A 25,007-nucleotide genomic window follows, 5' to 3' on the forward strand; every position below is an offset into this window, starting at 1 on the left:
CAGGTCTGGTGGCCCGTGCACCGGTCAGACCGGTCCCGGCCATGGAGGCTCCATGGCGGGGTTACGCCTTGGACGCGAGAAGCCGGCCGAAGGTACGCAAACATGTGTGCTCGGTGGCATCCGTACTAGAATCTGTACAGAATCAAGACTCTCTAGGAGTACGGTGACAGCATGAAGATTCCCGAGGTCGTGACCGTCAGCGACGCGCGCTCCAGACTGTCGCGGATCCTGCTCGACCTGTCGAAGTCCGGCGCGGATGCCGACCCGGTCCTGATCGGCGCCCACCGCAAGCCCCAGGGCGTCCTGCTGTCGGTCGAGGCATTCGAGGCCCTGAGCGGCCGAGCCGCACGGCGTGCGGCCGTCGCCTCGGCCACCGGTTCCATCGAGGCCGAGGGGCTCCACGCCTCCGAGGAATCCGACCGCGACACCGAGGCGTACGTGAAGGGCGACCTCGACACGGACACCCTTGTCGCCCGCGCGATCGCCCGCCACCGACAGACTTCGGAGCGGCGGGCAGGGTGAACGATCCGTACGCCATGCCTAACGGCGTCCTGCGCAACAAACTCGGCATCACCGACCATCAGATGCTCGCGGCAGCGGAGGCGGACATCACTCGGGCGCGCCTCGTCATGCTCGTCGAGCGTCCCCTGCCCGGCGCGTACGACCTCGGCCATCTCCAGGCGTTCCATGCCGCGATCTTCGGTGACATCTATCCGTGGGCAGGCGAGTTACGCACGGTGAACATCGCCAAGCGCACGCCGTTCTGTCCGGCGAGAAACCTGGTGTCCTACGCCGGAGAGGTCTTCGGCCGTCTCACCTCCTCCGGCCATCTGCGGGTTCTCCACCGGCAGGAATTCGTCATCCAACTCGCCGCGCTGTACGGCGACATGAACGTCCTCCATCCGTTCCGCGAGGGCAACGGCCGCACTCAGCGGGCCTTCCTGTCCCAGCTCAGCACCGACGCGGGCTACGACCTGAACTGGTCGACCCTGGACCCTCAGCGCAACGAGGACGCCTCGGTGAAGAGTTTCCTCGGTGACAACAACCTGTTGGAGCAGATGCTCGACGAGCTCATCACCACCGCCGGTTGACGCCTCTGTCTCCCGACCGGAGCCGGCGGACGCCATCGGGTCGATGGTGTCAACGTGCGGCAGATCCGGGCGCATGTGCGCCCGGGGCCGTGCGGTGCCGGTGGTCAGTCGCGTGGGTCGCCGGCGGGGGCGTAGTAGCCACCGAGCATGTCGGTGACCCACTGAGGCTGGTGGACGTCACCCCTGGGACCCATCTCCTTGAACCAGGGCTTCACTTCGAGGACCGGGGATCCGTCGACCGCGTCGAGGTCTTCGACGTGCAGGTCCAGACCGTCCACCTTGATCAGGCGGCAGCGGGACACCCCGAGCCAGTTGACGCGTCGCATGTTGCGGTGGCCGACGAACCCGACTTCGGGCCACTCGGGGTTGTCGCGCGGGCGACGCGCTTGGAGAGGCAGGTCGGCGGGGTCGGTGAGATGGAAGCGGAAGACCACGTCGAGGTGGGAGAACTCCTCCAGGCCCTGGGTGGACTCCAGGGGGAAGCGGCTGTCGAGGCGGATGACCGCGCGGGTGCCGCCCCAGTTGTCGTCGGTCGGCTCGATGCGGCCTCCGACGACGTAGCCCAGGGCCTCTACCTCGAACTTCTCTGCCATCGGGTTCCTTCCGGGTTCGGGCTGTAGCGATCGGCTGCCCGCTGGACTGTACGTACTGCATCCGGCACCCGGGAGGCGTAACTACCCTCGTGACCGTGACATCCCGTCCAACCGGTGCGGAGCGGGGTCAGGCCAAGCCATCGGATGCGCAAAAGGACCTCTGACCTGTGTTTTCACTGGTCAGAGGTCCTAGGCGGCAGACGAGTCGGGCTGTACGCCGGGTTCTGTCGCCCGGTCGCCTCGCGGCGGCCGGGGAGACGGCCATCCATCTAGGACCGGCATTGCTGCCGGTCTCGTGCGGTCTACCCGTGAACTCGGGCGGACAGCCCTCGAACGTTCACGCAGAGCCGTCTTGCGACGACCCCTCTTGACCTTGCTCCGGGTGGGGTTTACCTAGCCGCCTGAGTCACCTCAGGCGCTGGTGGTCTCTTACACCACCGTTTCACCCTTACCCGGGACCGAGGTCCCGGGCGGTCTGTTTTCTGTGGCACTGTCCCGCGAGTCACCTCGGGTGGCCGTTAGCCACCACCCTGCCCTGTGGAGCCCGGACGTTCCTCGGGAGGATCCGAAGATCCTCACGCGGCCGTCCGCCCGGCTCGTCTGCCGTGCCGCCCATGCTACCCGCCGGCCCCGGAGCCGGCGGACGGGGCGTTCGGAGGAACGCGCCCCGGACTCCAGGTCGAAAGGCGAGCGTCAGCGAGGACTTCGGGCCGTCGACGAGCAGATGGAGGGAGTTGTCCCCTTGGCCGTGGGATGAGGGAACGGACGTACCCCTCGCGCTTGACCTTGACGCAGCGGCAGGGTTTCTACTGGGCACATGCGCATCGGAGAGATCGCCGCGCTCGTCGGAGTCACCTCCCGGGCCGTCCGGCACTACCACCACATCGGCCTGCTGCCCGAGCCCGGACGGCGGGGAAACGGCTACCGGAGTTACAGCGTGCGCGATGCCGTGCTCCTGGCGCGCGTCCGGCACCTCACCGAGCTGGGACTCGGCCTCGACGAGGTGCGTGATGTCCTCGCCGATGAGGCGGGGCGCGACCTGGCCGAGGTGCTGGGGAGCTGGACGCCGATCTGGCCCGGCAGGAGCAGGAGATCCGGGACCGGCGCGGACGGCTGGCCGAGTTGCTGGAGCGGCCGGTCGGTGCCGGGGAGCCCGTCTCACCCGGGCTCGCGGCCCTGCTCGGGACCTCGTCCGCCCCGCACTCACCGGCCGCCGCCAAGGACCGTGAGCATCTGGCGCTGCTCGGCACCACCGCGATGGGCAGCGAGGGATTCGCGGCGCTGCAGGCGCTGGCCGACGATCCTGCCGTACTCGCACTGTACGAACGGCTGGACGCGCTGGCCTCCGCCCCGGCGGACGATCCCCGGATCGCTCCGCTCGCCGCCGATCTGGTCGCCGCGGTGCCCGGCGCCGTGCTGGAGGCGATCCCGGACAGCGGCCCTGTCGTGACGGGCTTCGGGGAGGCACTGCTTGCCGACTACCCGCCCGCGCAGGCCGAAGTCGTACGCCTGGTGATGACCGGCATGACCGGCGTGACCGGCGGGGTGAACAGGAGGAGGCGATGAGTGTGCGGGTCGCGCGCTTGGCGGCGTGGGTGGTGCTGCCCGTGGAACTGGTCCTCGTCGTGTGCCTGGTGGCCGGGGTACGGATACCGGCCGCGGTCCTGCTCGGGGCCGAGCTGCTGGTGCTCGCCGCCCTCGCCCTGGAGGGCTGGGCGCTCCGGCGGCTCTACGCGGCCGGCCGCCGGACAGGGCTGGGCCGCCGCGAGGCGCTGAGGGCCGGGGTGCGCGCCTTGGTGCCCGTACCGGTCCGGAGGCTCCTCGTGCATGAGACCCGGGCCTTGTACAGCCTCGCCCTGTGGGTCCTGCGCCGCCGCCATGCCGTACCGGACGGGGCTCTGGCCGTCCCGTACACGGAGCCGCAGACCGCGCTGATGTACGGCCTGGTCCTCGTGTCCGTCATCGAGACGGTGGCACTCGCCGTGGTGATCCCCTGGCCTGTCGTCCACGCGGTGCTGCTCGTCGTCGACGTGTACGGCGTGATCCTTGTCCTCGCCCTGCACGCGGCCTGTGTGACCAGGCCGCACGTGATCGGTGCGGACGGCTCACTCCGCGTCCGCTACGGCGGCCTCTTCGATCTCGCCGTCCCCGCCACGGCGGTGGCCTCCGCCCGGGTCGACCGGCGCTTCCCGGAGGGCGGGCTGATCCGGCTGAGCCCGGACGGGGTGCTCGACCTCGCGGTGGGCAGCCAGACGACCGTGACCGTGGAGCTGACCGCGCCGCTCGGGTTCGTCCGTCCGCTGGGGAAGCCCGGCCTGGCCCGTACGGTCCGCTTCCACGCCGACGACCCGCGAGCCGCGGTCGCCGCCCTCACGCGGGCGCGAACGGCACCTTCGCCCAACCCGGCTCCGCCCGCATGAACCGCACCCGCAGCCGCTTCCCCGGCGGCCCGGCGGTGGCCACCTCGACTTGGGGCGACGATCGCGGGTTCTCGCTGTGCGCGCGGTCCAGCACGCCGGGACCGGCCGGCGGGTCGGTGCGGCCCGTGCCTTCGGGGGTGGGGACGAGCGTGATACGCGGGTGGGGCCGGGCAGGAGGGCCCGGTCAGCGGGACGGCCGGGCGACCTCCGGGGCCCGTACCCTTGCAGGGCCCCCACCTGCGTATGAAGGAGTCACCGTGCTCGTGCTGCTGCCGCCCTCCGAAGGAAAGGCCGCCTCGGGGCGTGGTGCTCCCCTGAAGGCGGAGGGCCTTTCCCTGCCGGGTCTGGCCGCCGCGCGCGAGGCGGTCCTGGACGAGCTCGTCGAGTTGTGTCTCGCGGACGAGGAGAAGGCCCAGCACGTGCTCGGGCTGAGTGAGGGGCTGCGCGGCGAGATCGCCAAGAACGCCGGGCTGCGCACGGCCGGGACGCGTCCGGCCGGGGAGATCTACACCGGGGTGCTCTACGACGCGCTCGGCCTGGCCTCCCTGGACACGGCCGCGCGCAGGCAGGCCGGCACGTCGCTGCTGGTCTTCTCCGGGCTCTGGGGCGCGGTGCGGATCGGCGACCGGATTCCTTCGTACCGCTGCTCGATGGGTGTGAGGCTGCCGGGTCTCGGCGGGCTCGGTGCGTACTGGCGTGCTCCCATGGCGGAGGTCATGCCGGAAGCCGCAGGGGGCGGAGTCGTGCTGGATCTGCGGTCCTCCGCCTATACCGCCGCGTGGAAGCCGAAGGGCGCGGTCGCCGGGCGGACTGCGAGCGTGCGGGTGCTTCAGTCGCAGATGGTCGACGGGGTCGAGAAGCGGTCCGTGGTCAGCCACTTCAACAAGGCGACCAAGGGCCGGATGGTGCGCGAGCTGCTCACGGCCGGGGCCCGGCCCAAGGACCCCGCAGAGCTGGTGGACGTACTGCGGCAGCTCGGTTTCGTGGTGGAGGCACAGGCCCCGGAGCGGGCCGGGCTGGCGTGGGCGCTCGATGTGGTGGTGACGGAGATCCACTAGCGCGTTGCACAATACGCAACGCTCGTTGCGTGGAGTGTGTCGGCGGGGCAGGATGAGGCCATGACCTCACCTGCTTCCGCCGTGCCCTCCGTCCTGGACCTCGCACCCGTCGTCCCCGTCGTCGTCCTGGCGGACGCCGCCGACGCGGTGCCGCTGGCCAGGGCCCTGGTGGCCGGCGGGCTCCCGGCGATCGAGGTGACGCTGCGGACGGCCGCCGCCCTCGACGCCATCGGGGCGATCGCCGCCGAGGTCCCGGACGCGGTGGTGGGCGCGGGGACGGTGATCTCCGCACGGAACGTCGCCGACACCGTGGCCGCCGGGGCCCGTTTCCTGGTGAGCCCCGGCTGGACGGACACCCTGCTCGACGCGATGAAGGCGTCGGAGGTGCCGTTCCTGCCGGGCGTCTCCACGGCCTCCGAGGTGGTCGCGCTGCTGGAGCGCGGGGTCACGGAGATGAAGTTCTTCCCGGCCGAGGCGGCGGGCGGCACCGCCTATCTCCAAGCGCTCTCCGCACCGCTCCCCCAGGCCAGGTTCTGCCCCACGGGCGGTATCTCGGTCGCTTCGGCGCCGTCGTACCTCGCTCTGCCGAACGTGGGCTGCGTGGGCGGCAGCTGGATGGTGCCGGGCGACGCCGTGGCGGCGAGGGACTGGGCCCGGGTGGAGCGCCTGGCGCGCGAGGCGTCCGCGCTGCGCGGCTGAGACCGGTCCTGCCGCCTACCGCTGCAGGTGCGAGGTGTCGTTCAGCAGCCGTACGGAAGCGTTGCCGTCGGCGTAGTAGGCCACGGTCGAGACGGACGCCGCCGAGAGTTCCATCCGGAACATGGACTGCGGCGGGGCGCCCAGCGCCAGCCTGACCAGGGTCTTGATCGGGGTGACGTGGGTGACCACGAGCACGGTACGGCCCTGGTGGCGGGCGATGAGGCGGTCCCGGGCGGCCGAGACGCGGTCGGCGACCTCGGCGAAGCTCTCGCCGCCACCCGTGGGGGCCACGTCCGGTGACGCCAGCCAGGCGCTCAGGTCGGAGCCGTACCGCTCGCGCACCTCGCCGAACGTCAGCCCCTCCCAGACGCCGAAGTCCGTCTCGCGCAGGCCGTGGTCGACACTCACGTCCAGGCCCAGGCGCCCGGCCACGGCGGCGGCCGTCTCACGGCAGCGGCGCAGGGGTGAGCTGACGATCTCCTGGATGGTCCCCCGGTCGGCGAAGGCCCGTGCGGCGTCGTCGGCCTGGCCCCGGCCCACGGCCGAGAGTTTCGGGTCGGTGCCGCCGCTGCCGGAGAAACGCTTCTCGGGGGTGAGGACGGTCTCGCCGTGCCGCAGCAGCACGAAGGTGGCGGGCGGGCCCAGGTCGGGTGCCACCCCCCAGCCGGTCTGCGGGGTGGTGGCGGGGGCGGTCCGCGCCGCCGTCGTACGGGAGGCCATGGCCGCGCGGGCCTTCGCCGCACCGGCCACGGCGTCGCCCGGCGGGCCCGTGACGGGCGGGAGTGCCTGCGGGAAGGCGGAGGGCGCGGCGTCGAGGGCCGCCGTCGAGGACGACGGCTCCCACCGCTCGCCGCGCTTGCCCGCGTCCATCGCCTCGTTGGCGAGCCGGTCCGCGTGCTTGTTCTCGGCGCGCGGAATCCACTCGTAGGTGACGGCGTCCGGGGGAAGGACCCGGGCGGCCTCGGCCGCCAGGGGCTTCATGCCGGGGTGCTTGATCTTCCAGCGGCCCGACATCTGCTCGACCACCAGCTTGGAGTCCATCCGGACGTGCACCCGCAGGGCGTCGTCCGCGGGGAACAGCGCCTTCGCGGCCTTGAGACCGGCGATGAGGCCCTTGTACTCGGCCACGTTGTTCGTCGCGACGCCGATGTACTCGGCGGTCTCGGCGAGCGGTTCGCCCGTCTCCGGATCGATGACGACGGCGCCGTAACCGGCGGGCCCCGGGTTGCCCCGGGAGCCGCCGTCGGCCTCGACGACCAGCTGGTGGGAAGCCGTCATTACAGGCCCGACTCCGAGGTGCGGATCAGGATGCGGTGACAGTTCTCGCAGCGCAGCACGGTGTCCGGGGACGCCGCCTTCACGTCGTTGACCTCGGTGATGTTCAGCTCCAGCCGGCAGCCCTCGCAGCGTCGCTGGTAGAGGCGGGCCGCGCCGACTCCGCCCTGCTGGGCACGCAGCTTGTCGTAGAGCTTGAGGAGGTCGGCGGGCACGGCGGCCGCGACGACCTCGCGGTCCTTGGTGAGGGTCGCCGCCTCGGCGTCCAGCTCACTGATCGCCGCGTCGCGGCGGGCGAGGGCGTCGTCGAGCTTGGCCTGGACCGCGGAGACCCGCGCGGTCAGCTCGGTGACCCGCTCCTGGGCGCCTTCGCGGCGCTCCATGATCTCCAGGACGACGTCCTCGAGGTCGCCCTGGCGCTTGGCCAGCGAGACGATCTCGCGCTGGAGGCTCTCCAGGTCCTTGGGCGAGGAGACCGTGCCGGAGTCGAGCCGCTGCTGGTCGCGGACGGCGCGCTGGCGCACCTGGTCGACGTCCTGCTCAGCCTTGGCCTGCTCGCGGGTGGTGTCGCTCTCCTCGGTCTGGGAGGCGACGAGCAGGTCACGCAGCTGGGCGAGGTCGTTGTTGAGCGCGTCGATCTCGGCGTGCTCGGGCAGCGACCTGGCCTTGTGGGACGCCTGCGACAGACGTACGTCGAGGGCCTGGACTTCGAGGAGTCGGATCTGGTCGGCGTGCGCGGCGTTCAGTTGGGGGCTCCAGAAGAGTGGTGGGTGGTCCAGGGGTCGGTGACCTGGGTCGAGACGTGGACCCGCAGGTCCCATCCGTGGCGGTCGGAAATCGCGTCGAGCTGTGCGGCGGCCTGCTCGCACCAGGGCCATTCGGTGGCCCAGTGCGCGGCGTCGACCAGACCGAGCGGCGAGTGCTGGACGGCCTCGGAGGCCGGGTGGTGGCGCAGGTCCGCGGTGAGGTAGGCGTCGGCGCCCGCGGCGCGCACGGCGTCGAAGAGGCTGTCGCCGGAGCCGCCGCTCACGGCGACGGTACGCACGAGCGCGTCCGGGTCGCCCGCGAGCCGGATGCCCTGCGCGGTGGCGGGGAGCCGGGCGGCGGCCCTGGCGGCGAACTCGCCCAGGGTCTCGGGGTGGTCCAGTTCGCAGATCCGGCCGAGGCCGCGGTGTCCCCTGGGGTCGGCCGGGTCCGGTACGAGCGGTCCGGTGACGCGCAGGCCGAGGGCGCCCGCGAGGGCGTCCGAGACGCCGGGGTCGGCGGTGTCGGCGTTGGTGTGCGCGACGTGCAGGGCGACGCCGTGCCGGATGAGACCGTGCACGACCCGGCCCTTGAAGGTGGTGGCCGCGACCGTGGTCGTACCGCGCAGGTAGAGCGGGTGGTGGGTGACGATCAGCTGGGCGCCGAGGGTGAGGGCCTCGTCGGCGACGGCCTGGACGGGGTCCACCGCGAACAGCACCCGGTCGACCTGGGCGTCCGGGTCACCGCAGACGGTGCCGACCGCGTCCCATCCTTCGGCCCGCTCGGGGGGCCAGAGGGCGTCGAGCTCGGCGATGACTTCAGACAGACGGGGCACGGGGGAAAGGCTACCTTCCGTCCGTGCCCCGCCGCCCATGGCCGCCGGGACCGGTGCGGGCGGGCCGACAACCGGTCACGAATCGTTACTGCACGGGGTCCCCGCCTAGCGCCGGTGCCGGACCGCGCCGTCCTCTTCGCCGCGTCCGCGAACTCCTCGCCCGCCTCACCTCGGAGACGCCCACCACGCCCACCACCCCCAGCACAGCAGGCCCCACACCTTCTGGTGATTACGGACACGACCACCCTTATGTGTGAAGCGCGAGGTCTGGTGTTGTTCGGCAGGAAGTGCGAAAACTAGCTTCGGTGGCCGGAGGTGATGAGTTCATGACTGCGTGTGCCATCGAGGGGCAGACCGCCGGGACCACCGGCACGGTGGAGCCCGTGCCCGAGGAACCCGGGGAGCCGGAAGCCGTCGTCGCGGGTGACGAACCGTCCGGGGGCGGCCTCCGGGTGCCGCCGCCGTTCACGATCACCGCGGACGGCGCGTACGCGGCCCGGCTCACGGCCGCCCCGGGAGGACCCGGGGAGGGGCAGCGGGCCTGGTACCCGGAGCGCTGGACGCTGGACGGGCCCGAGCCGTACGCCGTACCGCTCCCCCTGAACCAGCCCGAGGAACCGGACTGCGATGTGGTGCCGCTCCGCGACGGCCGGGTCCTCATCCGGCGGCTGGTCGCCGGCCGCCACGCCTTCTCGCTGCTCTACCCGACCGGTCCCGGCACGGGCGAACTGCCGCTGGGCGCGCTCGAATGCCCGGCTCTGACGCTGCTCCCGCCCTCCCCGGACGGCTCCCGGGTCTTCGCCCTGGCCGCCGGTGAGCGCTCCACCGCCGTCTGGCTGGTGGCGGGTGGCACGTCCGGCCCCGAACGCGTCGCCGAGCTGCCGGGCCACTGCTCCGGCGGGGTGTGGCTCGACCGGGCCGGCCGGCTGCTGGCGCTGGACCGGCAGCTGCCGGGGGGCGGACCGGTGAAGGCGGTCGCCGTCGACCTCGAACGGGGCGGCGAGGTGACCCCGCTGCTCCAGATCGCGCCGGAGAGCGACGACCGGCTGCTGCTGGCCGACACGGACAGCGGGCTGCTGCTCATCCGCTCCGACGCGCCGGGGCACGACCGGCTCGGCTGGGGGGTGCTCGGCAGCCTCCTGCCGGTGCGGTTCCCGGAGTGCCTGCGCCCGGCCGATGTCGCGGTGACACCGTTCGCCGTGCAGCCGGGGCAGACGCTCATGCCGGAGAGCTGTGCGGTGGCGTTGCGGATCGACGGGGCAGCGGGCAGCTGGGTGGGGGTGTGGCGTCCGGCGGGCCGGCGGCTGCACCAGCTCGCGGCGCCCGAGGGGTGGCAGGCCGGTGCCGGTTTCTGGAGCCGGGACGGCGTACTGCACCTGCCGTACGCGAATGCCGCGGCCCCGTGCGCCGTCGCGCTGCTGACCGCTCCGGCGGACGGGGACGAGGACGTCCGGGGCGCCCCCGGTCAGCCGGCTGGAAGCGGAGCGGAACCCTCCGCGGCTCACGCGCTTCCCGGGGTGTGCAAGCCGGTCCCTCTGGGGCTGGCACCTCTGCTGGGGCGCGTCATGCCTGCTCAGGCGGGTCCGGGCCGCACGGCCGCCACCGCCGCCCCTCCGGCGGGGACGGGGGTGGCGGTGGCACACCCGGCGGCGGATCGGGGCCGGCCCTGACGGTACGTCAGTGCTGCGGGACCCGCGTCCGGTGCCTCGGCAGCCAGAGCAGCATGATGACCGCTCCCGCCAGCAGCACTGCGCACGCGACCCGGAACGCCAGGGCGTAGCCCGCCGTGACGTCGGCCGCCGCGCCGGAGCCGGCGGTACGGGACGCGGCGACGGTGGACAGGACGGCGAGGCCCAGCGCACCGCCCATCGTGCGTGAGGTGTTGACCAGCCCCGAGACGAGCCCGGCGTCCTCCGGTTCGGCGCCCGAGGTGGCCAGGGTGGCCAGCGGGGTCGAGGCGAGGCCCGCTCCGCCCATCATCAGGATGCCGGGGAGGCAGATCGTGGTCAGGTACGAGCCGTCGATGCCCAGGGTGGACTGCCAGCCGAATCCCGCCGCGGTGACCAGGACGCCGATGACCGCCAGGCACTTCGCGCCCGTGCGGACCATGATCCGGGGGGCCAGCTTCGAGGCGAGGACGACGGCGGCGGACGTGGGTATCAGGGCGAGTCCGGCCTGGAGCGGGCTGTACCCGAGGACGCTCTGCGCGTACACGGTGACGAAGTACCACATGGAGAACGTCGCGGACCCCATCAGCAGCATCGCCACGTTCGCCGACGACACCGCGCGCACGCCGAGGACCCGCAGGGGCATCAGCGGCGCCGCCGTCCGCGCCTCGACCAGTACGAACACGGCGAGCAGCGCCACTCCGGCGAGCAGGGGTACGAGAGTGGCGGCGGCCGTCCACCCCTCGGCCTCCGTCTGGACGATCCCGTACGCGACCGTGGCGAGGCCCGCCGTGACGAGGAGCGCGCCGGGCAGGTCGACGCGGCGGCGGTCGCCCGCCCGGCCCTCCACGAGCCGGAGGGTGGCGCCGACGAGGACGAGGGCGCCGATGGGCACGTTGATGAGCAGGACCCAGCGCCAGGAGAGGGCGTCGGTGAGCACGCCGCCGATCAGACCGCCCGCCGCGCCGCCCCCCGCGCCGACCGCCATCCAGGTGCCGATCGCCCTGGTCCTCGCCGGGCCCTCGGGGACGGCGGCCGTGAGGAGGGTGAGGGTCGCCGGGGACAGCACGGCGGCGCCCAGGCCCTGGGCGGCGCGGGCCGCCAGCAACTGCCAGCCCTCCTGGGCGAGTCCACCGGCCAGGGAGGCCACCGTGAACACCCCGAGCCCTATGAGGAACATGCGCTTGCGGCCGTATATGTCCGCCGCCCGTCCCCCCAGTAGCATGAAACCGGCGAACGCGATCGCGTAGGCGTTGACGACCCACTGGAGCGCGGAGGCGCTCAGCGCCAGGTCGGTGCGCATGGACGGCAGCGCCACGTTGACGACGGAGACGTCGAGGACGACGAGGAACTGGCCGGTGCAGGCTGCGAGCACCACCGCCCACGTACCGGAGGTTCTGCGGACGGGTATGTGCGTGGGTGTGGAGACGTCGGCCATGGGCGTCATGGTCTCAGGTGATGAGTGGGCCGTACATCGGTTTGCGGGACCGAAACCGGACCGGGCCCGTCTCCTTCCGCCGCACGGCCAGGGGGGCCGGTCGTTCCGACGCGCTCCGCGTCCGTGTTCCGTGCGCCGGAGGCCAACGGGCTCATCACACACCGGGACGGGCCGGCCGCGCTCGCCGTGCCGGACACCCGCGCGGCCCCCGCCGTTCCGGCCGGTGGGGGCCTACGGCACGATGGGGCGCTCTCGATCACCTGATCACGCCAGGAGGAACGCCGTGGCCGCCGACCCCGCCGCCGAGTCCGCCACCCGATCCGCCCGGTCCGCCCGGCCCGCCCGGCCCGGGCCGGAGGTCCTCGCCGCGTTCGAGGCGGCCAAGGGCTTCATGCCGGTACGCGAGGGACTCGCCCTGTACGCGGCGGCCGCCGACGCCGCCGCCCTCGGACTGCCCCTGCTGGAGGTGGGCACCTACTGCGGGCGCTCCACCCTCCTGCTCGCGGACGCCGCCCGGTCGGCGGGGGTCACGGCGCTCACCGTCGACCACCACCGGGGCAGCGAGGAGCAGCAGCCGGGCTGGGAGTACCACGACCCGACCGTCGTGGACCCCGAGGTCGGCCTCATGGACACGCTCCCCACCTTCCGCCGCACCCTGAGCAAGGCCGGTCTCGAGGAGCACGTGGTGGCGCTGGTCGGCAGGTCGCCGCAGGTCGCCGCCGTCTGGGGCGGGGCGCTCGGCCTCGTCTTCATCGACGGCGGCCACACCGACGAGCACGCGAGCGGCGACTACGAGGGGTGGGCTCCGCACGTCGCGGACGGCGGGCTCCTGGTGATCCACGACGTGTTCCCCGACCCGGCGGACGGCGGCCAGGCCCCGTACCGCGTCCACCAGCGGGCCCTGGCGTCCGGCGCGTTCACCGAGATCTCCGTGACGGACTCGCTGCGTGTCCTGCGGCGCACGGGGACGGGGATCTGAGCCGTCCGGATAGGCTCGCCGCGTGCCGTACCACGACAGCGTCTCCCCCGCCCGCCACGTCCGGCCCCGGCTCACCGCCGCCGCCCTGACCCTCCTGACCCTGACCGTCGCCGGGTGCGGAGGAGGCGCGGGCGCCGCGCACTCCCGCCCCGGCGGCGACGCGACACCCGCCCCTTCGGCACCGGCGTCCTCCGAGCCCTCCCCGGACGCGCCGCTCAGCGGCAGGACCGTGGTGATCGACCCCGGGCACAACCCGCGCAACCGCGATCACACCCGCGAGATCAACACCACGGTGGACATCGGCACCGGCCGTAAGGAGTGCGACACCACCGGGACCGCGACCGTCGCCGGTTACTCCGAGGCGCGGTTCACCCTCGACGTGTCGCACCGGCTGCGCACCCTGCTGGAGTCGCGGGGCGCGAAGGTCGTACTGACGCACGACGACGACCGCCCCTTCGGCCCGTGCATCGACGAGCGGGCCCGCATCGGCAACGAGGCGGAGGCCGACGCGGTCGTCTCCGTGCACGCGGACGGTTCCGCGGCCGGGAACCGCGGGTTCCACGTGATCGTCCCCGGCCGGGTATCCAGCGGGACCGCGGACACCACGAAGATCGTCGGGCCCTCGCGCGAACTCGGCACCCGTATCGCCGGCCTGTTCGGCCGTGCCACCGGAAGCGCCCCTTCCAACTACGTCGGTGACAGCACCGGTCTCGACACCCGCACGGATCTCGGCGGACTGAATCTGTCGGCCGTGCCGAAGGTGTTCGTCGAATGCGGCAACATGCGCGACCCCGAGGACGCGGCCCTGCTCACGAGCGCGCGGTGGCGCCAGAAGGCGGCTCAGGGCATCGCCGACGGCATCAGCGGCTATCTCAACGGGTAGACCCGCGTAGGAATCGGGCGGATAACAGTCCGAGGTCCGGGGCGGGGCCCAACCCGGCCGGGCAGACGATAGATTCATCCGTACGATGGGGAGCCACCCCGAGCTTCGCGCCGTACCCGCCCAACCGGCGGCAGCGACGACCACCCCGACGAGACGACCGACTAAGGACCTTCACGTGAATATCCGCTCCCTCACTCGAGGCGACGGCGTGGTGATCGGAGCAGCGGTGGTGCTGTTCATCGCCTCCTTCCTCGACCTCTCCGGCTTCGACTGCCCCGCGGGCGTCAACTGCTCCAGCTTCGAGAGCCCGAACGCCTGGGACTCGCTCTCGCTTCTGATGAGCATCTTCCTGGCCGGTGTCATCGGCGCGGCGCTGGTGATCGTGGGCCGTGCCATGCCGGGCCGCAAGGTCGTGGGACTGGACCTCGGTCAGTTCGGTGTCGCGTTCACCGTCTTCTCGCTGTGGACGGCGTTCTGGACGATCATCGACGCCGACGACGCGGGTGCCGGCCTGATCCTCGGCCTGCTCGGGGCCCTGATCCTGGCGGCCGCCGCGATCGCCACCCCGATGGTCCCGGCCCTCAAGGCTCCGCTGACGGGCGCCCCGCGCCCGGCCTCGCCGCAGGGTGTGCAGGCGCCGTTCGGTGCGCAGCAGCAGCCCGGTCAGGGCTACGGCTACCCCGGCGGCCAGCAGCCCTACGGCGCGCAGCCCGGTCAGCCCCAGCCGTACGGCGCGCAGCAGCAGCCGGGTCAGGCCGACCCGGCCCAGGCGCAGGCGGTTCAGTCCCAGCAGCCCCCGCAGGCACGAGGACCGCAGGACGGCGGAGCGCCGGCCGGTGACTTCAACCCGTTCTGGTTCGCCGTGCCGGTGGCCCGTCCGCTGTACGGCGAGGACGGTTCGCCCAACCCGATCGCCGAACTGGCGCCTGGCACCTGGTATCTCGCGGTCGAGCAGCACGGTCCCGGCCTCGTCGCCCAGACGCAGGACGGCCGTCGCGGAGTCCTCCAGGACACCACGGGCATCCAGCGCGGCTGATCCCCCGCACGCACGTCGCGGCCCCTCGCCCTGCCGGGCGGGGGCCGTTCGGGGTTTCGCCCGCCGTAAAACGGCAATCTGCTATCCATGTCTCCCAGATCAGGTACAGGAAGCTCTACCGCCGCACGCGTCATAGCCGTCGTGGCCGACATCATGGCCTTCATCATCGGCTTGTGGATTCTCATGTACCTGCTCGACGCCAACCAGGCCAACGGCCTGGTCGAGTTCGTCCGGGACTCCGCCCGCTGGCTGGCCGGCTGGTCGCACGACCTGTTCACCTTCGACGAGGAGTGGGCACGGGTCGTCGCCGGTTACGGCCTCGCCGCCGTCGTCTACCTCTTCATCGGCCACGCCGTGGCCGGCCGCGTCCGCCGTTCCTGACCGGCGGCCCCCTTCGCGGTGAGCACGCGGCGGGCGGTCCGCCCGCTCAGCGGCAGCAGTCCGGCTCCAGTCCGCCCGGGAGGCGCTCGCCCCCGAAGACCGCGGTGGTCGCCTCGTCCCCCCGAGGGCGGCCACCGCGAGCAGCAGGGAACCCGCCGTCCAGGTGGTGAGCTCCTCCGGCCAGAAGGCGCGGTTCCCCTCGAAGACGTACCCCGTCCAGTACAGGCCCCCGGCGGCCCGTAGGTGCTGGACGGACTGGAGGATCTCCAGGGCCCGGTCGGACTCCCCCATCACCCAGAGCGCCAGGGCCAGTTCGCAGCTCTCGCCGCCGGTGACCCACGGGTTGGGCAGGACGCACCGCACACCGAGTCCGGGTACCACGAACCGGTCCCAGCCGTCGTCTATCCGCTTCAGCGCGGCGGGGCCGGTGACCGCGCCGCCGAGGACCGGGTAGTACCAGTCCATCGAGTAGTGGCCCTTGTCGAGGAAGCGTTCCGGGTGTTCGCGGATCGCGTGTGCGAGCGCTCCGGTCGCCAACTCCCAGTCGGGCTGCGGCTCTTCGCGTTCCTCCGCGAGGGCGAGCGCGCAGCGCAGCGCGTGGTGGATGGAGGAGGAGCCGGTCAGCAGGGCGTCGGTGACGGCGGTGCCGTCCGGCTCCCGCTTCCAGCCGATCTGGCCGCCGGGCTGCTGGAGCCGCAGGACGAACTCGACCGCGGCGTGGACCGTCGGCCACATCCGGTCGAGGAACGCGTCGTCGCCGGTGGCCAGGTAGTGGTGCCAGACGCCGACGGCCACGTACGCGCAGAAGTTGGTCTCGCGGCTGCGGTCGGTCGGCTGCTCCGGGTCGCCGTCGTGGTAGGCGGCGTACCAGGAACCGTCCTCGTTCTGATGGCGGGCCAGCCAGGCGTAGGCGCGTTCGGCCGCCTCGTGCTCACCGGAGGCGTCGAGCGCCATGGCGGCCTCGGTGTGGTCCCACGGGTCCAGGTGGTGGCCGCGGAACCAGGGCAGGGCCCCGTCCTCGCGCTGGACGGCGCGCAGCGCCGCGACGGTCTCGGCGGCCTGGCCGGCGGTGAGGACGCCGGGCAGTACGAGGTGTTCCGTCCGCTCGGGAGTGCTCACGCCTGGGCCCTGGGCAGGTGCGGCTTCGTCGCGTACGCCACGAAGCTCTTGCCGACGACGGGGTTGAGCAGCTGCTCCGCGACCCGGGTGACGGCGGGCTTCTTCATGATGTCCCAGACCAGCAGCTTGTGGTACGCCCGCACCGGCAGGGCCGCGTCCTCGCCGTCGCGGCCCACCCCGAACGCGCACTTCAGCCACCAGTACGGGCTGTGGAGCGCGTGCGCGTGGTGGGTGCCGTACGGCTTGAGGCCGGCCTCGCGCATCCTGCGGAGCAGTTCGTCGGCCTTGTAGATGCGGATGTGGCCGCCCTCGACCTCGTGGTAGGCGTCGGAGAGCGACCAGCAGATCTTCTCGGGGCCGTAGCGCGGCACGGTGACCGCTATCCGGCCGCCGGGCCGCAGCACGCGGACCATCTCGGCGAGCACTCCCTTGTCGTCGGGGATGTGCTCCATCACCTCGGAGATGATCACGACGTCGAAGGAGTCGTCGGGGAAGGGCAGGTTGAGGGCGTCGCCCTCCATCGCGGTGGCGGTGGCGCCCTGGGGGGCCTCACCGGCCTCCTTCATCGCGGCGAACCACCTGGCGACCTCGCGGATCTCCTCGGCGTTCCGGTCGAGTGCCACGACCTGGGCGCCGCGGCGGTAGCACTCGAAGGCGTGCCGGCCTGCACCGCAGCCCAGGTCGAGCACTCGGTCGCCTGGGGCGAGCGGGAAGCGGGTGAAGTCGACGGTCAGCACGAGGGCCTGCCTTCGAGGTCGGAGGTACGGGTTCCGTGGGCGGCGGCGGTCACCTGCGGGCACCCCGGGAGACGATCGCCTGACGGTACAGCTCGGCCGTGCCGAGGGCCGCCCTGGCCCAGGTGAAGCGGGCGAGCACCCGTTCGCGGCCGGCCGCGCCGAGGCGGGCCCGCAGTTCCGGGTCGCCGAACAGCCGGCCGAGGGCGACGGCCAGCGCGCCGGCGTCGCCCGGCGGCACCGCGAGGCAGGTCTCCCCGTCCGGGCCCGTGACCTCGGGGATCGCACCGCCGGTCGTCGCGACGAGCGGGGTGCCGGTGGCCATCGCCTCGGCCGCGGGGAGGGAGAAGCCCTCGTACAGCGAGGGGACACAGGCGATCTGGGCGCTGCGCACCAGGTCGACCAGGTCGGTGTCGCTTATGCCCTTGACGAACCGGACGGCGTCCTGGAGCGCGTACCGCTCGATGGCCTGGGCGACGGGGCCGTCCTCGGCCCGCCTGCCGACGACCACGAGGTGGGCCGAGGGGTTCTCGGTGCGGAGCTTGGCCAGTGCCTCAACCAGGTGGACGAGGCCCTTGAGCGGGACGTCGGCGCTGGACGTGGTGACGATCCGGCCGGGCACCTCGGCGACGGACGGATCGGGCGACCAGAGGTCGGTGTCGGCCCGATGTGCACCACACCGATCCGGTCCCGGCGTACGCCGAGGTGTTCGACGATCTCCTGCTGGGAGGAGCCGGAGACGGTGAGGACGGACGGCAGGCGGCGGGCGACCCGCTTCTGCATACGGGTGAAGGCGTACCAGCGGCGTACGGAGGCGCGGCGGCGCCTGCTGCCCGCGGCGTCCAGGTCGAGCTGCCGGTCGACGGTGATGGGGTGGTGGATCGTGGTGACGAGCGGGGCTCCGAGGTCGCCGAGCAGGCCGTACCCGAGGGTCTGGTTGTCGTGGATGACGTCGAAGTCGCCGCGCCGGGCCAGGAGGTGGCGCCGGGCCCGCAGGCTGAAGGTGAGCGGTTCGGGGAAGCCGCCGGTCCACATGGTGGCGACCTCGGCGAGGTCGATCCAGTCGCGGAACTCGCCGCGCCCCGGGGTGCGGAACGGGTCTGACTGGCGGTACAGGTCCAGGCTCGGCAGCTCGGTGAGCGGGACACCCTCGTCGAGCACCGGGTAGGGCTGGGCGCCGATCACTTCGACGCGGTGGCCGAGGCGGGCCAGTTCGCGGCCGAGATGGCGTACGTAGACGCCCTGGCCGCCGCAGAAGGGGTTGCCCTTGTAGGTGAGGAGCGCGATGCGCAACGGCCGGTCGTCGGCGGCGGGTGCCGCGGTGCCCGCCCGGGGGCCCGTCTCTACGGCCTCAGCGGTCACTCTCGGCTCCCTTCTCACTGCGTGTTCGCCGGAGCGTAACCGCTCACGCTAATCTAGAACAAGTTTCAGACCGGATCGTTCGACGAGCATCGAATCTACCGGCAGGTAGCGTCGGCGTGACCGCCGGATCAGGTGATTCGCGCCACGGCGGGCGCCCTGGCATGCGGTGCGCGCCCGCAAACCCGCTCCCCGGTAGCGGTCGCGGACGGAAGCCATGGACGGGGACACATGACAGCGGAAGCCAGACCCGCATCGCCTCCTCTGACGGAACGTCAGGAGGCCCGCCGCCGCCGCATCCTCCACGCCACCGCCCAGCTGGCGGGCAGGGGCGGGTTCGAGGCCGTGCAGATGCGTGAGGTCGCCGAGGCCGCCGGGGTGGCCCTGGGCACGCTCTACCGCTACTTCCCCTCCAAGATCCATCTGCTCGTCGCCACCATGCAGGACCAGCTCCAGCACCTGCACGGCACGCTCCGCGACCACCCTCCGACCGGGGAGAGCGCCGCCGACCGGGTCGCCGAGACCCTGATGCGGGCCTTCCGGGCGCTCCAGCGGGAGCCCTGCCTCGCCGACGCCATGGTGCGGGCGCTGACCTTCGCCGACCGCGGCGTGAGCACCGAGGTGGACGCCGTCTCGCGGCTCACGACGAAGATCGTGCTGGACGCGACGGGGCTGGAGCACCCGACGCCGCAACAGCTGTCGGCGGTCCGGGTCATCGAGCACACCTGGCACTCCGCGCTGATCACCTGGCTGTCCGGGCGGGCCTCGATCAGCCAGGTGCGGACCGACATCGAGACGGTGTGCAGGCTGATCGAGCTGCCGGACACGGAAGCCGGTCCCCCGCGGGACTGAGCGGGCCCCGGCCCGTGCCCATGTCGGGCACCCACATGGGGACCCGGCGAGGTGAGGGCTCCTGCACCATATCGACGGCGCCGCGGTGTTCGTAGGTTCGGCCGACATCACCCGAACCACGCCGAGGAGCCGGTCATCATGCGCCGTCGCAGAGCCGTAGGCACCGTCCAGCACAGATTCCTGACCGCAGCAGCCCTCGGCACCGCCGCACTGCTCCTGGCGGGATGCGCGGCCGCCGGGCAGGCCGGCGGGTCCGACTCCGCGGGCGGCAAGGACGACGCCGTCAAGGTGGGCCTGGTCTACTCGCGGACGGGGCTGCTCGCCGCCTACGGCAAGCAGTACCGCGACGGCTTCATGGCGGGGCTCGACCACGCCACCAAGGGCACCCGCAAGGCAGGCGGCCACCGCATCGAGGTGACCGAGCAGGACGACGCGGGAGACCCCGGCAAGGCGGTCTCCGCCGCGAAGAACCTGATCGGCAAGGGCTACAAGGTGCTGGCCGGCACCACCGACTCCGGCGTCGCCCTCCAGATGGCCCCGCTCGCCGCCCAGAACAAGGTGCTGTACGTCAGCGGCCCGGCCGCCACCGACGCGGTGACCGGGGTCAACGCCTACACCTTCCGGTCGGGCCGGCAGTCCTACCAGGACATCCTGACCGCGGGCACGATGCTCGGCGACGCCAAGGACAAGAAGGTCACGGTGCTGGCCCAGGACTCCACCTTCGGCCAGGCCAACGTCACCGCCGTCGAGGCGGTCCTGGGGGGCAGGGGCGCGGAGGTCGGCTCGGTGCTGGCGCCGCCCGGGGCGACGGACCTGACTCCGTTCGCCCGGCAGGTGAAGGCCGCGGGGACCGATCTGGTCTTCGTCGCCTGGGCCGGCTCCACCGCCCCCGCCCTGTGGACGGCGCTGGACCAGCAGGGTGTGCTGGACGCGGGGAAGGTCGTCACGGGGCTGGCCGGGACGGCCTCGTACCCGGTCTTCGGAGCGGCCGGTTCCAAGGTGTCGTTCCTGGCGCACTACTTCCCCGGAGCGGGCGGCGGCAACCCGGTGGAGCAGGCCATGCTCGACGCGGTCGAGAAGGCGGGCGGCGCCCCCGACCTGTTCACCCCGGACGGCTTCACCGCCGCCCAGATGATCGTGCGTGCCGTGGAGGAGGGCGGCGCCACCGACACCGCCGCGATGGCGAAGGCCCTGGAGGGCTGGACCTTCGACGGGGTGAAGGGCAGGACGCAGGTCCGCGCCGAGGACCACGCCCTGATACAGCCGATGTTCGTGGCGCGGCTGGAGGGCGAGGGCACGGGCGCCGTCCCGGAGCTGGTGAGCACCCAGCCGATGGACGCGGTGGCGCCGCCGGTCACCCCCTCGGCGGGCTGAGCGATGACGGCCACCGGCACCACCACGGAGCGCGGCGGACATCCGCGCGCCCCCGCCCCGTACTGGGCCTGGACGGGCTCGGCTGGAGCATCGGCGGGGCGACCATCGTCGAGGACATCACCCTGAGCGTCCGCGAGGGCGAGTTCCTGGCCTTCATCGGCCCCAACGGGGCGGGAAAGACCTCCCTGTTCAACCTGATCAGCGGAGTGACCACCCCACGGCCGGGACGCTCGCGCTGGACGGCGCGGACATCACGGCTGAGCCCGCGCACATCCGCGCGCGCCGCGGGATCGGGCGTACGTTCCAGACGTCGAGCCTCTGGCCGGGGATGAGCGTCGCCGAGCACGTCCGGCTGGCCGCGCAGGCGGCGCGGGGCGGCTCGTACCGGCTGTGGCGGCGCGCGTCCCCCTACACCGCCGAGGTGCGCGCGGTGCTGGAGCGCACCGGGCTCGGGCACCGGGCGGAGACGGTGGCGGCCGAGCTGTCCCACGGGGAGAAGCGCAAGCTCGAACTCGCGGTCCTGCTGGTCGGGGAGCCCCGGCTGATGCTGCTCGACGAGCCGATGGCGGGCGTCAGCGCCGAGGAGGTCCCCGCCCTCACCGAACTGATCCGCACCCTGCACCGCGACGAGGGCCGGACCGTCCTCATGGTCGAGCACCACATGGACGTCCTGCTGGGCCTCGCCGACCGGCTCGCCGTGATGCACCACGGACAGCTCCTCGCGCTGGACACCCCGCAGGCCGTGACCGCCGATCCGCTGGTCCAGCGGGCCTACCTCGGGGAGGGGCTGTGACACCGGACCCGGACGTCCTGCTCGCCGTACGGGACCTGCGGGTCCTGATCGGCGGTCGGCACATCCTGCACGGCGTGGACCTGGACGTGGCACGCCACGGGGTGACCGCGCTCCTGGGCCGCAACGGCGCGGGGAAGACCACGACCGTGCGCGGCATCCTCGGCCTCGTGCCGCGCGCCGGCAGTGTGCTGCTCGACGGCGAGGAGACCGTGGCGCTGCCCACCCACACGGTGGTCGGGCGGGGCATCGGGTACGCCCCCGAGGACCGTGGGATCTTCGCCGGCCTCACCGTCGCGGAGAACCTGCGGCTCGCCGAACGGCGCGGGGCGGGCGAGCCCGCGTACCCGCTCGTCCATGAACTCTTCCCCGAACTCAAGCAGCGCGCCCGCCAGTTGGCGGGAACACTGTCCGGCGGGCAGCAGCAGATGGTGGCCATCGGGCGCACCCTGCTCAACACCAACCGGCTCGTCATCGCCGACGAGCCCACCAAGGGCCTCGCGCCCCGGGTCGTCGCCGAGGTCGCCGGGGTGCTGGAGCGGGCCGCCGAGGCGGTGCCCGTGCTGCTCGTGGAGCAGAACCTCGCCGTCGTACGGCGGCTGGCCGGGACGTGTGTCGTCCTGGCCGACGGGCGCACCGCGCACCGGGGTCCGGCACAGGCGCTGCTGGACGACGCGGAGGCGGCCCGCAGGCTGCTGGGGGTCGGACACGGCCCGCCCGCCGCCGCCTCCCGGACCGCCCATGCCTCTTCCCCGACCGCGGAGGCGGATTCCTGATGTCCACCATCGTTCTGCTCACCATGACCGGGCTCGGTCTGGGGGCTCTCTACTTCCTGATCGCCTCGGGCCTCTCCCTGATCTTCGGCCTGATGGACGTGCTCAACTTCGCGCACGGGGCGCTGCTCTCCGTCGGCGCGTACGGCACCTGGTGGGCGGCGTCCGGGAACCTGCCCGGCGCGGGTCCCGGCGGCGCCGGTTTCGCCCTGGCCGTGCTGTTCGGTACGGCGGTGGGCACCGTCGCCGCCGTCGTGCTCGAACTCGCCGTGGTCCGGCCGCTGTACACCCGGCCGCGTGAGCAGGTGCTCGCCACGGTCGGGGTGGGGCTCGCCGTCCCCGCGCTCCTCTCGGGGATCTGGGGCCGGACGCGCTGACGTTCCCGGGCCCCGAGGCCCTGTCGGGCACCTTCGGGCTGCTGGGCGCGCAGGTGCCCGTCAACCGGATCGTCCTGATCGCGGCGGCGGTCGTGGTCCTCGTGGCCCTGCGGCTGTTCCTCGGCAGAACCCGGCACGGCCTCGTCGTACGGGCGGGGGTCGAGGACCGGGCGATGGTGACCGCGCTGGGCATCGACGTCCGCAGGGCGTTCACGCTCGTCTTCGCGATCGGCGGCTGCGTCGCCGCGCTCGGCGGGGCCCTGGGCGGGCTGTACTTCGGCTCGGTCGATCCCCGGCAGGGCACCTCGCTGCTGATCTTCGCCTTCGTGGTGGTGGTCACCGGCGGCATGGGTTCGGTGACCGGGGCCGCCGTGGCGGCCGTCGTCATCGGCCTGGTCCAGCAGTTCGCCAACTACTACACCGCAGCGGGCCTCGGCGACCTGGCCGTCGTCGTCCTGCTCGGCGCGCTGCTGCTCGTCCGGCCGCGCGGACTGACCGGGAGGCTCGCGTGAGTACCGCCACCGACACACACGACCGTACCGGCGGGGCGCCCGCCGCCCTGCCGCCGCGCCCGGCTGCCGGGACACCGGCCCGGGTGCTGCGCTGGTGGCCCGCAGCCGTGCTGCTCGCCCTGGTCGTCGCCCCGTTCAGCGCGCTGCCGCTGCCGGGGCTGCTCGACGGGCCGGTGGGCAGCCCCGGCTCGCTCCAGCTCCTCGCCACCTGCCTGCTGTTCGGCGCCCTGGCGACCGGCTACGACCTGCTGCTCGGCCGTACCGGGCTGCTGTCCTTCGGGCACGCCCTGTACTTCGCGGCGGGCAGCTACGCCACCAACATGTTCCTGCTGGAGGCGGGACTGCCGTTCGCGCTCGCGGCGGTGCTCGGACTCTGCTTCGGGATCGCGCTGGCCCTGGTGCTCGGTTCGGTGAGCCTGCGGGTCACCGGCATCGGGTTCTCCATGGTGACGCTCGCCTTCGCGCAGGCGGGCTCGATCCTCGTCTCCCGCAATCCGGGCGGTCTGACCGGCGGCGAGGAGGGCCGGGCGGCCCCCGCCGAGCTGCTGCCGGCCGGTCTCGTCGGGATCGGCAACACCGCGAACCTGTACTGGATCGCGCTGGCCTACCTCGTCCTCACCCTCGGTGTCGTCCGCTGGGCGGTCCGCTCCCCCACCGGCCGGGTCTGGGAGGGCATCAAGGAGAACGAGCGCAGGGTGGAGGTGCTGGGCCTGAAGCCGTACGGGTTCAAGCTGACGGCCTTCGTGCTCGCGGGAGCGCTGGCTGCGGTCGGCGGCCTCGTCCACCTGCTGCTCACCGGGGGCTCCACCCCGCAGACAACGACCTCCGACTTCACGCTGTCGCTGCTGGTGATGGTGGTCCTCGGCGGCTCGGGCACCCGGTGGGGTCCGATGGTCGGCGGCATCCTCTACACCTGGGCCGATCACCGGCTCGGCGACCTCGCGGGGTCGGGAGCGGTCGCCGACCTCCCCGCCGTGCTGAGGGTGCCGCTGTCCCAGCCGCTGTTCCTGCTCGGCGTGGTGTTCGTGGCCGTGGTGCACCTGCTGCCGGGCGGCCTCGCACGGCTCCCGTCCCGCCTGGGCGCGGGCCGCCGCGCCCAGCTCAACACCATTGAGGAAGGCCGCAGTTCATGACCACTGTCCCGTACGAGGAGACGCGGGTCCCCGTCACCGGGGGCCGTCTCACGGTCCTGCGCTGGCCGGCCCACGAGACCGGCGCCCCGGTGGTCGTGGCCCTGCACGGCATCACGGCCAACGCCCTGTCCTGGGGGCGGGTGGCCCGGGCGCTGGCGGGCCGGGTCACGCTGGTCGCCCCGGACCTGCGCGGCCGGGCCGCCAGCGCCGGGCTGCCCGGCCCGTACGGGATCGCCGCCCACGCGGACGACGTGGCGGCCGTGGCCGGGTCGCTGGGCCAGGGCCGGGTGGTGCTCGCCGGTCACTCGATGGGCGCGTTCGTGGCGGCGCTGGCCGCCGTACGGCACCCGGAGCGGTTCGGGCCCCTGCTGCTCGTCGACGGCGGGGTGGGTTTCCCCGCGCCCACCGGCCTCTCCCCGGACGCGCTCCTGAGCGCCGTCATCGGACCGGCGATGGACCGGCTGTCGATGACGTTCGCCGACCGGGCCGCCTACCGGTCGTTCTGGCAGGCCCATCCCGCGTTCGCCGGTTCGTGGTCCCCCGAGGTGGAGGCGTACATCCAGCGTGACCTGACGGGCGAGGAACCGGTGCTGCGCTCCACCTGCCGGATCGAGGCGGTGCGCGCCGACGGCACCGGACTCTTCGCGCCCGATGTGCTGTCGGCGGTACGGAACCTGCCGGTGCCCGCGACCCTGCTGTGGGCCGAGCGAGGGCTCATGGACGAGCCCCAGGGCCTGTACGACGAGTCCCGGCTGAGGGCTGCGGCCCTGCCCGCGGAGGCGGTCCGTACGGTACGGATCGCGGACGTCAACCACTACACGGTGCTGACGGGCGACAGAGGGGCGCAGGAGATCGCCCACCGTCTGCTGGCCGCCGCACGCTGAA

At 73.0% G+C, this 25,007-nt stretch carries 21 protein-coding genes, 1 other RNA gene and 5 pseudogenes; 18 read left to right on the forward strand and 9 right to left on the reverse strand.

Annotated features, from left to right (window positions below; genetic code table 11):
* The first annotated feature begins 171 nt into the window (after positions 1–171).
* Both Sfulv_RS07475 and Sfulv_RS07480 read left to right on the forward strand, forming a co-directional pair.
* Positions 172–522, forward strand: coding sequence for an antitoxin VbhA family protein (locus Sfulv_RS07475; protein ID WP_173312962.1), 351 nt, complete (start codon positions 172–174; stop codon positions 520–522).
* A 14-nt stretch (positions 523–536) separates the two neighbouring features.
* Entirely contained in the window at positions 537–1,091 is a 555-nt protein-coding gene (locus Sfulv_RS07480; RefSeq protein ID WP_218900734.1) for a Fic/DOC family protein, read from the forward strand.
* 104 nt (positions 1,092–1,195) lie between these two features.
* Here Sfulv_RS07480 and Sfulv_RS07485 read toward each other — a convergent pair whose 3' ends face one another.
* Positions 1,196–1,684: a TrmO family methyltransferase domain-containing protein gene (locus Sfulv_RS07485; protein WP_173312964.1), complete on the reverse strand. Its 489-nt coding sequence runs from the start codon at positions 1,682–1,684 to the stop codon at positions 1,196–1,198.
* Between the two features lie 197 nt (positions 1,685–1,881).
* Positions 1,882–2,283: RNase P RNA component class A (gene rnpB / locus Sfulv_RS07490), an RNA gene on the reverse strand.
* A gap of 218 nt (positions 2,284–2,501) precedes the next feature.
* On the opposite strand from rnpB, the pseudogene Sfulv_RS07495 reads away from it, so the two are divergent.
* The 4 genes and pseudogenes from Sfulv_RS07495 to eda all read left to right on the forward strand — a co-directional run bounded on the left by Sfulv_RS07495 (position 2,502) and on the right by eda (position 5,861).
* Positions 2,502–3,250 (forward strand): annotated as a pseudogene (locus Sfulv_RS07495) (MerR family transcriptional regulator).
* Positions 3,247–4,104 carry a hypothetical protein gene (locus tag Sfulv_RS07500; protein WP_173312965.1) on the forward strand — a complete coding sequence of 286 codons (858 nt, stop codon included), beginning with the start codon at positions 3,247–3,249 and terminating at the stop codon, positions 4,102–4,104. The pseudogene Sfulv_RS07495 and the gene Sfulv_RS07500 overlap by 4 nt, the downstream one beginning before the upstream one ends.
* A 257-nt stretch (positions 4,105–4,361) precedes the next feature.
* On the forward strand, positions 4,362–5,162 hold the full coding sequence (yaaA, locus tag Sfulv_RS07505; protein ID WP_173312966.1) for a peroxide stress protein YaaA: 801 nt from the start codon (positions 4,362–4,364) through the stop codon (positions 5,160–5,162).
* A gap of 60 nt (positions 5,163–5,222) precedes the next feature.
* Positions 5,223–5,861: a bifunctional 4-hydroxy-2-oxoglutarate aldolase/2-dehydro-3-deoxy-phosphogluconate aldolase gene (gene eda / locus Sfulv_RS07510; protein ID WP_173312967.1), complete on the forward strand. Its 639-nt coding sequence runs from the start codon at positions 5,223–5,225 to the stop codon at positions 5,859–5,861.
* A gap of 15 nt (positions 5,862–5,876) precedes the next feature.
* Here the strand turns inward: eda and Sfulv_RS07515 are convergent, their stop codons facing one another.
* From Sfulv_RS07515 to Sfulv_RS07525, 3 genes are read right to left on the reverse strand one after another with little or no spacing between them, the layout of a single operon-like run.
* The gene (locus Sfulv_RS07515) at positions 5,877–7,139 is read right to left on the reverse strand and encodes a bifunctional RNase H/acid phosphatase (RefSeq protein WP_173312968.1); all 1,263 of its coding nucleotides are present in this window, start codon (positions 7,137–7,139) and stop codon (positions 5,877–5,879) included.
* On the reverse strand, positions 7,139–7,882 hold the full coding sequence (locus Sfulv_RS07520) for a zinc ribbon domain-containing protein (protein ID WP_179764407.1): 744 nt from the start codon (positions 7,880–7,882) through the stop codon (positions 7,139–7,141). Before Sfulv_RS07520 ends, Sfulv_RS07515 begins: the two co-directional genes overlap by 1 nt.
* On the reverse strand, positions 7,879–8,715 hold the full coding sequence (locus tag Sfulv_RS07525; RefSeq protein ID WP_173312970.1) for a Nif3-like dinuclear metal center hexameric protein: 837 nt from the start codon (positions 8,713–8,715) through the stop codon (positions 7,879–7,881). Before Sfulv_RS07525 ends, Sfulv_RS07520 begins: the two co-directional genes overlap by 4 nt.
* A gap of 326 nt (positions 8,716–9,041) precedes the next feature.
* Here Sfulv_RS07525 and Sfulv_RS07530 point away from each other — a divergent pair, with 326 nt between their 5' ends.
* Positions 9,042–10,385, forward strand: coding sequence for a hypothetical protein (locus tag Sfulv_RS07530; protein WP_246353047.1), 1,344 nt, complete (start codon positions 9,042–9,044; stop codon positions 10,383–10,385).
* 7 nt (positions 10,386–10,392) lie between these two features.
* On the opposite strand, the gene Sfulv_RS07535 is transcribed toward Sfulv_RS07530, so the two are convergent.
* Complete coding sequence (locus Sfulv_RS07535; RefSeq protein WP_173312971.1) at positions 10,393–11,829, reverse strand: MFS transporter; 1,437 nt, start codon at positions 11,827–11,829, stop codon at positions 10,393–10,395.
* Between the two features lie 382 nt (positions 11,830–12,211).
* On the opposite strand from Sfulv_RS07535, the gene Sfulv_RS07540 reads away from it, so the two are divergent.
* The 4 genes from Sfulv_RS07540 (at position 12,212) to Sfulv_RS07555 (ending at position 15,099) form a co-directional block, all read left to right on the forward strand.
* Positions 12,212–12,799 carry a class I SAM-dependent methyltransferase gene (locus Sfulv_RS07540; RefSeq protein ID WP_246353458.1) on the forward strand — a complete coding sequence of 196 codons (588 nt, stop codon included), beginning with the start codon at positions 12,212–12,214 and terminating at the stop codon, positions 12,797–12,799.
* Positions 12,800–12,821: 22 nt separating this feature from the next.
* Positions 12,822–13,682, forward strand: a complete 861-nt coding sequence (locus Sfulv_RS07545) for an N-acetylmuramoyl-L-alanine amidase (RefSeq protein ID WP_173312973.1) — start codon at positions 12,822–12,824, stop codon at positions 13,680–13,682.
* 175 nt (positions 13,683–13,857) lie between these two features.
* Positions 13,858–14,718, forward strand: coding sequence for a hypothetical protein (locus Sfulv_RS07550; protein ID WP_173312974.1), 861 nt, complete (start codon positions 13,858–13,860; stop codon positions 14,716–14,718).
* An 87-nt stretch (positions 14,719–14,805) separates the two neighbouring features.
* Entirely contained in the window at positions 14,806–15,099 is a 294-nt protein-coding gene (locus Sfulv_RS07555) for a hypothetical protein (protein ID WP_179763971.1), read from the forward strand.
* Between the two features lie 46 nt (positions 15,100–15,145).
* Here Sfulv_RS07555 and Sfulv_RS07560 read toward each other — a convergent pair.
* The 3 genes and pseudogenes from Sfulv_RS07560 to Sfulv_RS07570 form a co-directional block, all read right to left on the reverse strand.
* Positions 15,146–16,218, reverse strand: a pseudogene (locus Sfulv_RS07560) (prenyltransferase).
* Entirely contained in the window at positions 16,215–16,955 is a 741-nt protein-coding gene (locus Sfulv_RS07565; RefSeq protein ID WP_173312976.1) for a class I SAM-dependent methyltransferase, read from the reverse strand. The pseudogene Sfulv_RS07560 and the gene Sfulv_RS07565 overlap by 4 nt, the downstream one beginning before the upstream one ends.
* Positions 16,956–17,004: 49 nt before the next feature.
* A pseudogene (locus tag Sfulv_RS07570) lies at positions 17,005–18,314 on the reverse strand (glycosyltransferase family 4 protein).
* Positions 18,315–18,542: 228 nt separating this feature from the next.
* On the opposite strand from Sfulv_RS07570, the gene Sfulv_RS07575 reads away from it, so the two are divergent.
* From Sfulv_RS07575 to Sfulv_RS07605, 7 genes and pseudogenes are all read left to right on the forward strand, one after another.
* Positions 18,543–19,163 carry a TetR family transcriptional regulator gene (locus Sfulv_RS07575; protein WP_173312977.1) on the forward strand — a complete coding sequence of 207 codons (621 nt, stop codon included), beginning with the start codon at positions 18,543–18,545 and terminating at the stop codon, positions 19,161–19,163.
* A 138-nt stretch (positions 19,164–19,301) separates the two neighbouring features.
* The gene (locus Sfulv_RS07580; protein WP_173312978.1) at positions 19,302–20,537 is read left to right on the forward strand and encodes a substrate-binding domain-containing protein; all 1,236 of its coding nucleotides are present in this window, start codon (positions 19,302–19,304) and stop codon (positions 20,535–20,537) included.
* Positions 20,534–21,330 (forward strand): annotated as a pseudogene (locus Sfulv_RS31120) (ABC transporter ATP-binding protein). The gene Sfulv_RS07580 and the pseudogene Sfulv_RS31120 overlap by 4 nt, the downstream one beginning before the upstream one ends.
* Positions 21,327–22,103 carry an ABC transporter ATP-binding protein gene (locus Sfulv_RS07590; RefSeq protein WP_256668823.1) on the forward strand — a complete coding sequence of 259 codons (777 nt, stop codon included), beginning with the start codon at positions 21,327–21,329 and terminating at the stop codon, positions 22,101–22,103. Before Sfulv_RS31120 ends, Sfulv_RS07590 begins: the two are co-directional and overlap by 4 nt.
* Positions 22,103–22,989: pseudogene (locus tag Sfulv_RS31125) on the forward strand (branched-chain amino acid ABC transporter permease). The gene Sfulv_RS07590 and the pseudogene Sfulv_RS31125 overlap by 1 nt, the downstream one beginning before the upstream one ends.
* Positions 22,986–24,122 carry a branched-chain amino acid ABC transporter permease gene (locus Sfulv_RS07600; protein ID WP_173312979.1) on the forward strand — a complete coding sequence of 379 codons (1,137 nt, stop codon included), beginning with the start codon at positions 22,986–22,988 and terminating at the stop codon, positions 24,120–24,122. Before Sfulv_RS31125 ends, Sfulv_RS07600 begins: the two are co-directional and overlap by 4 nt.
* Positions 24,119–25,006 (forward strand): alpha/beta hydrolase, encoded by an 888-nt coding sequence (locus Sfulv_RS07605; protein WP_173312980.1) that lies wholly within the window; start codon positions 24,119–24,121, stop codon positions 25,004–25,006. Before Sfulv_RS07600 ends, Sfulv_RS07605 begins: the two co-directional genes overlap by 4 nt.
* Position 25,007 lies beyond the last annotated feature (1 nt).

The organism is Streptomyces fulvorobeus (assembly GCF_013167895.1).
Classification (GTDB): Bacteria; Actinomycetota; Actinomycetes; order Streptomycetales; family Streptomycetaceae; genus Streptomyces; species Streptomyces fulvorobeus.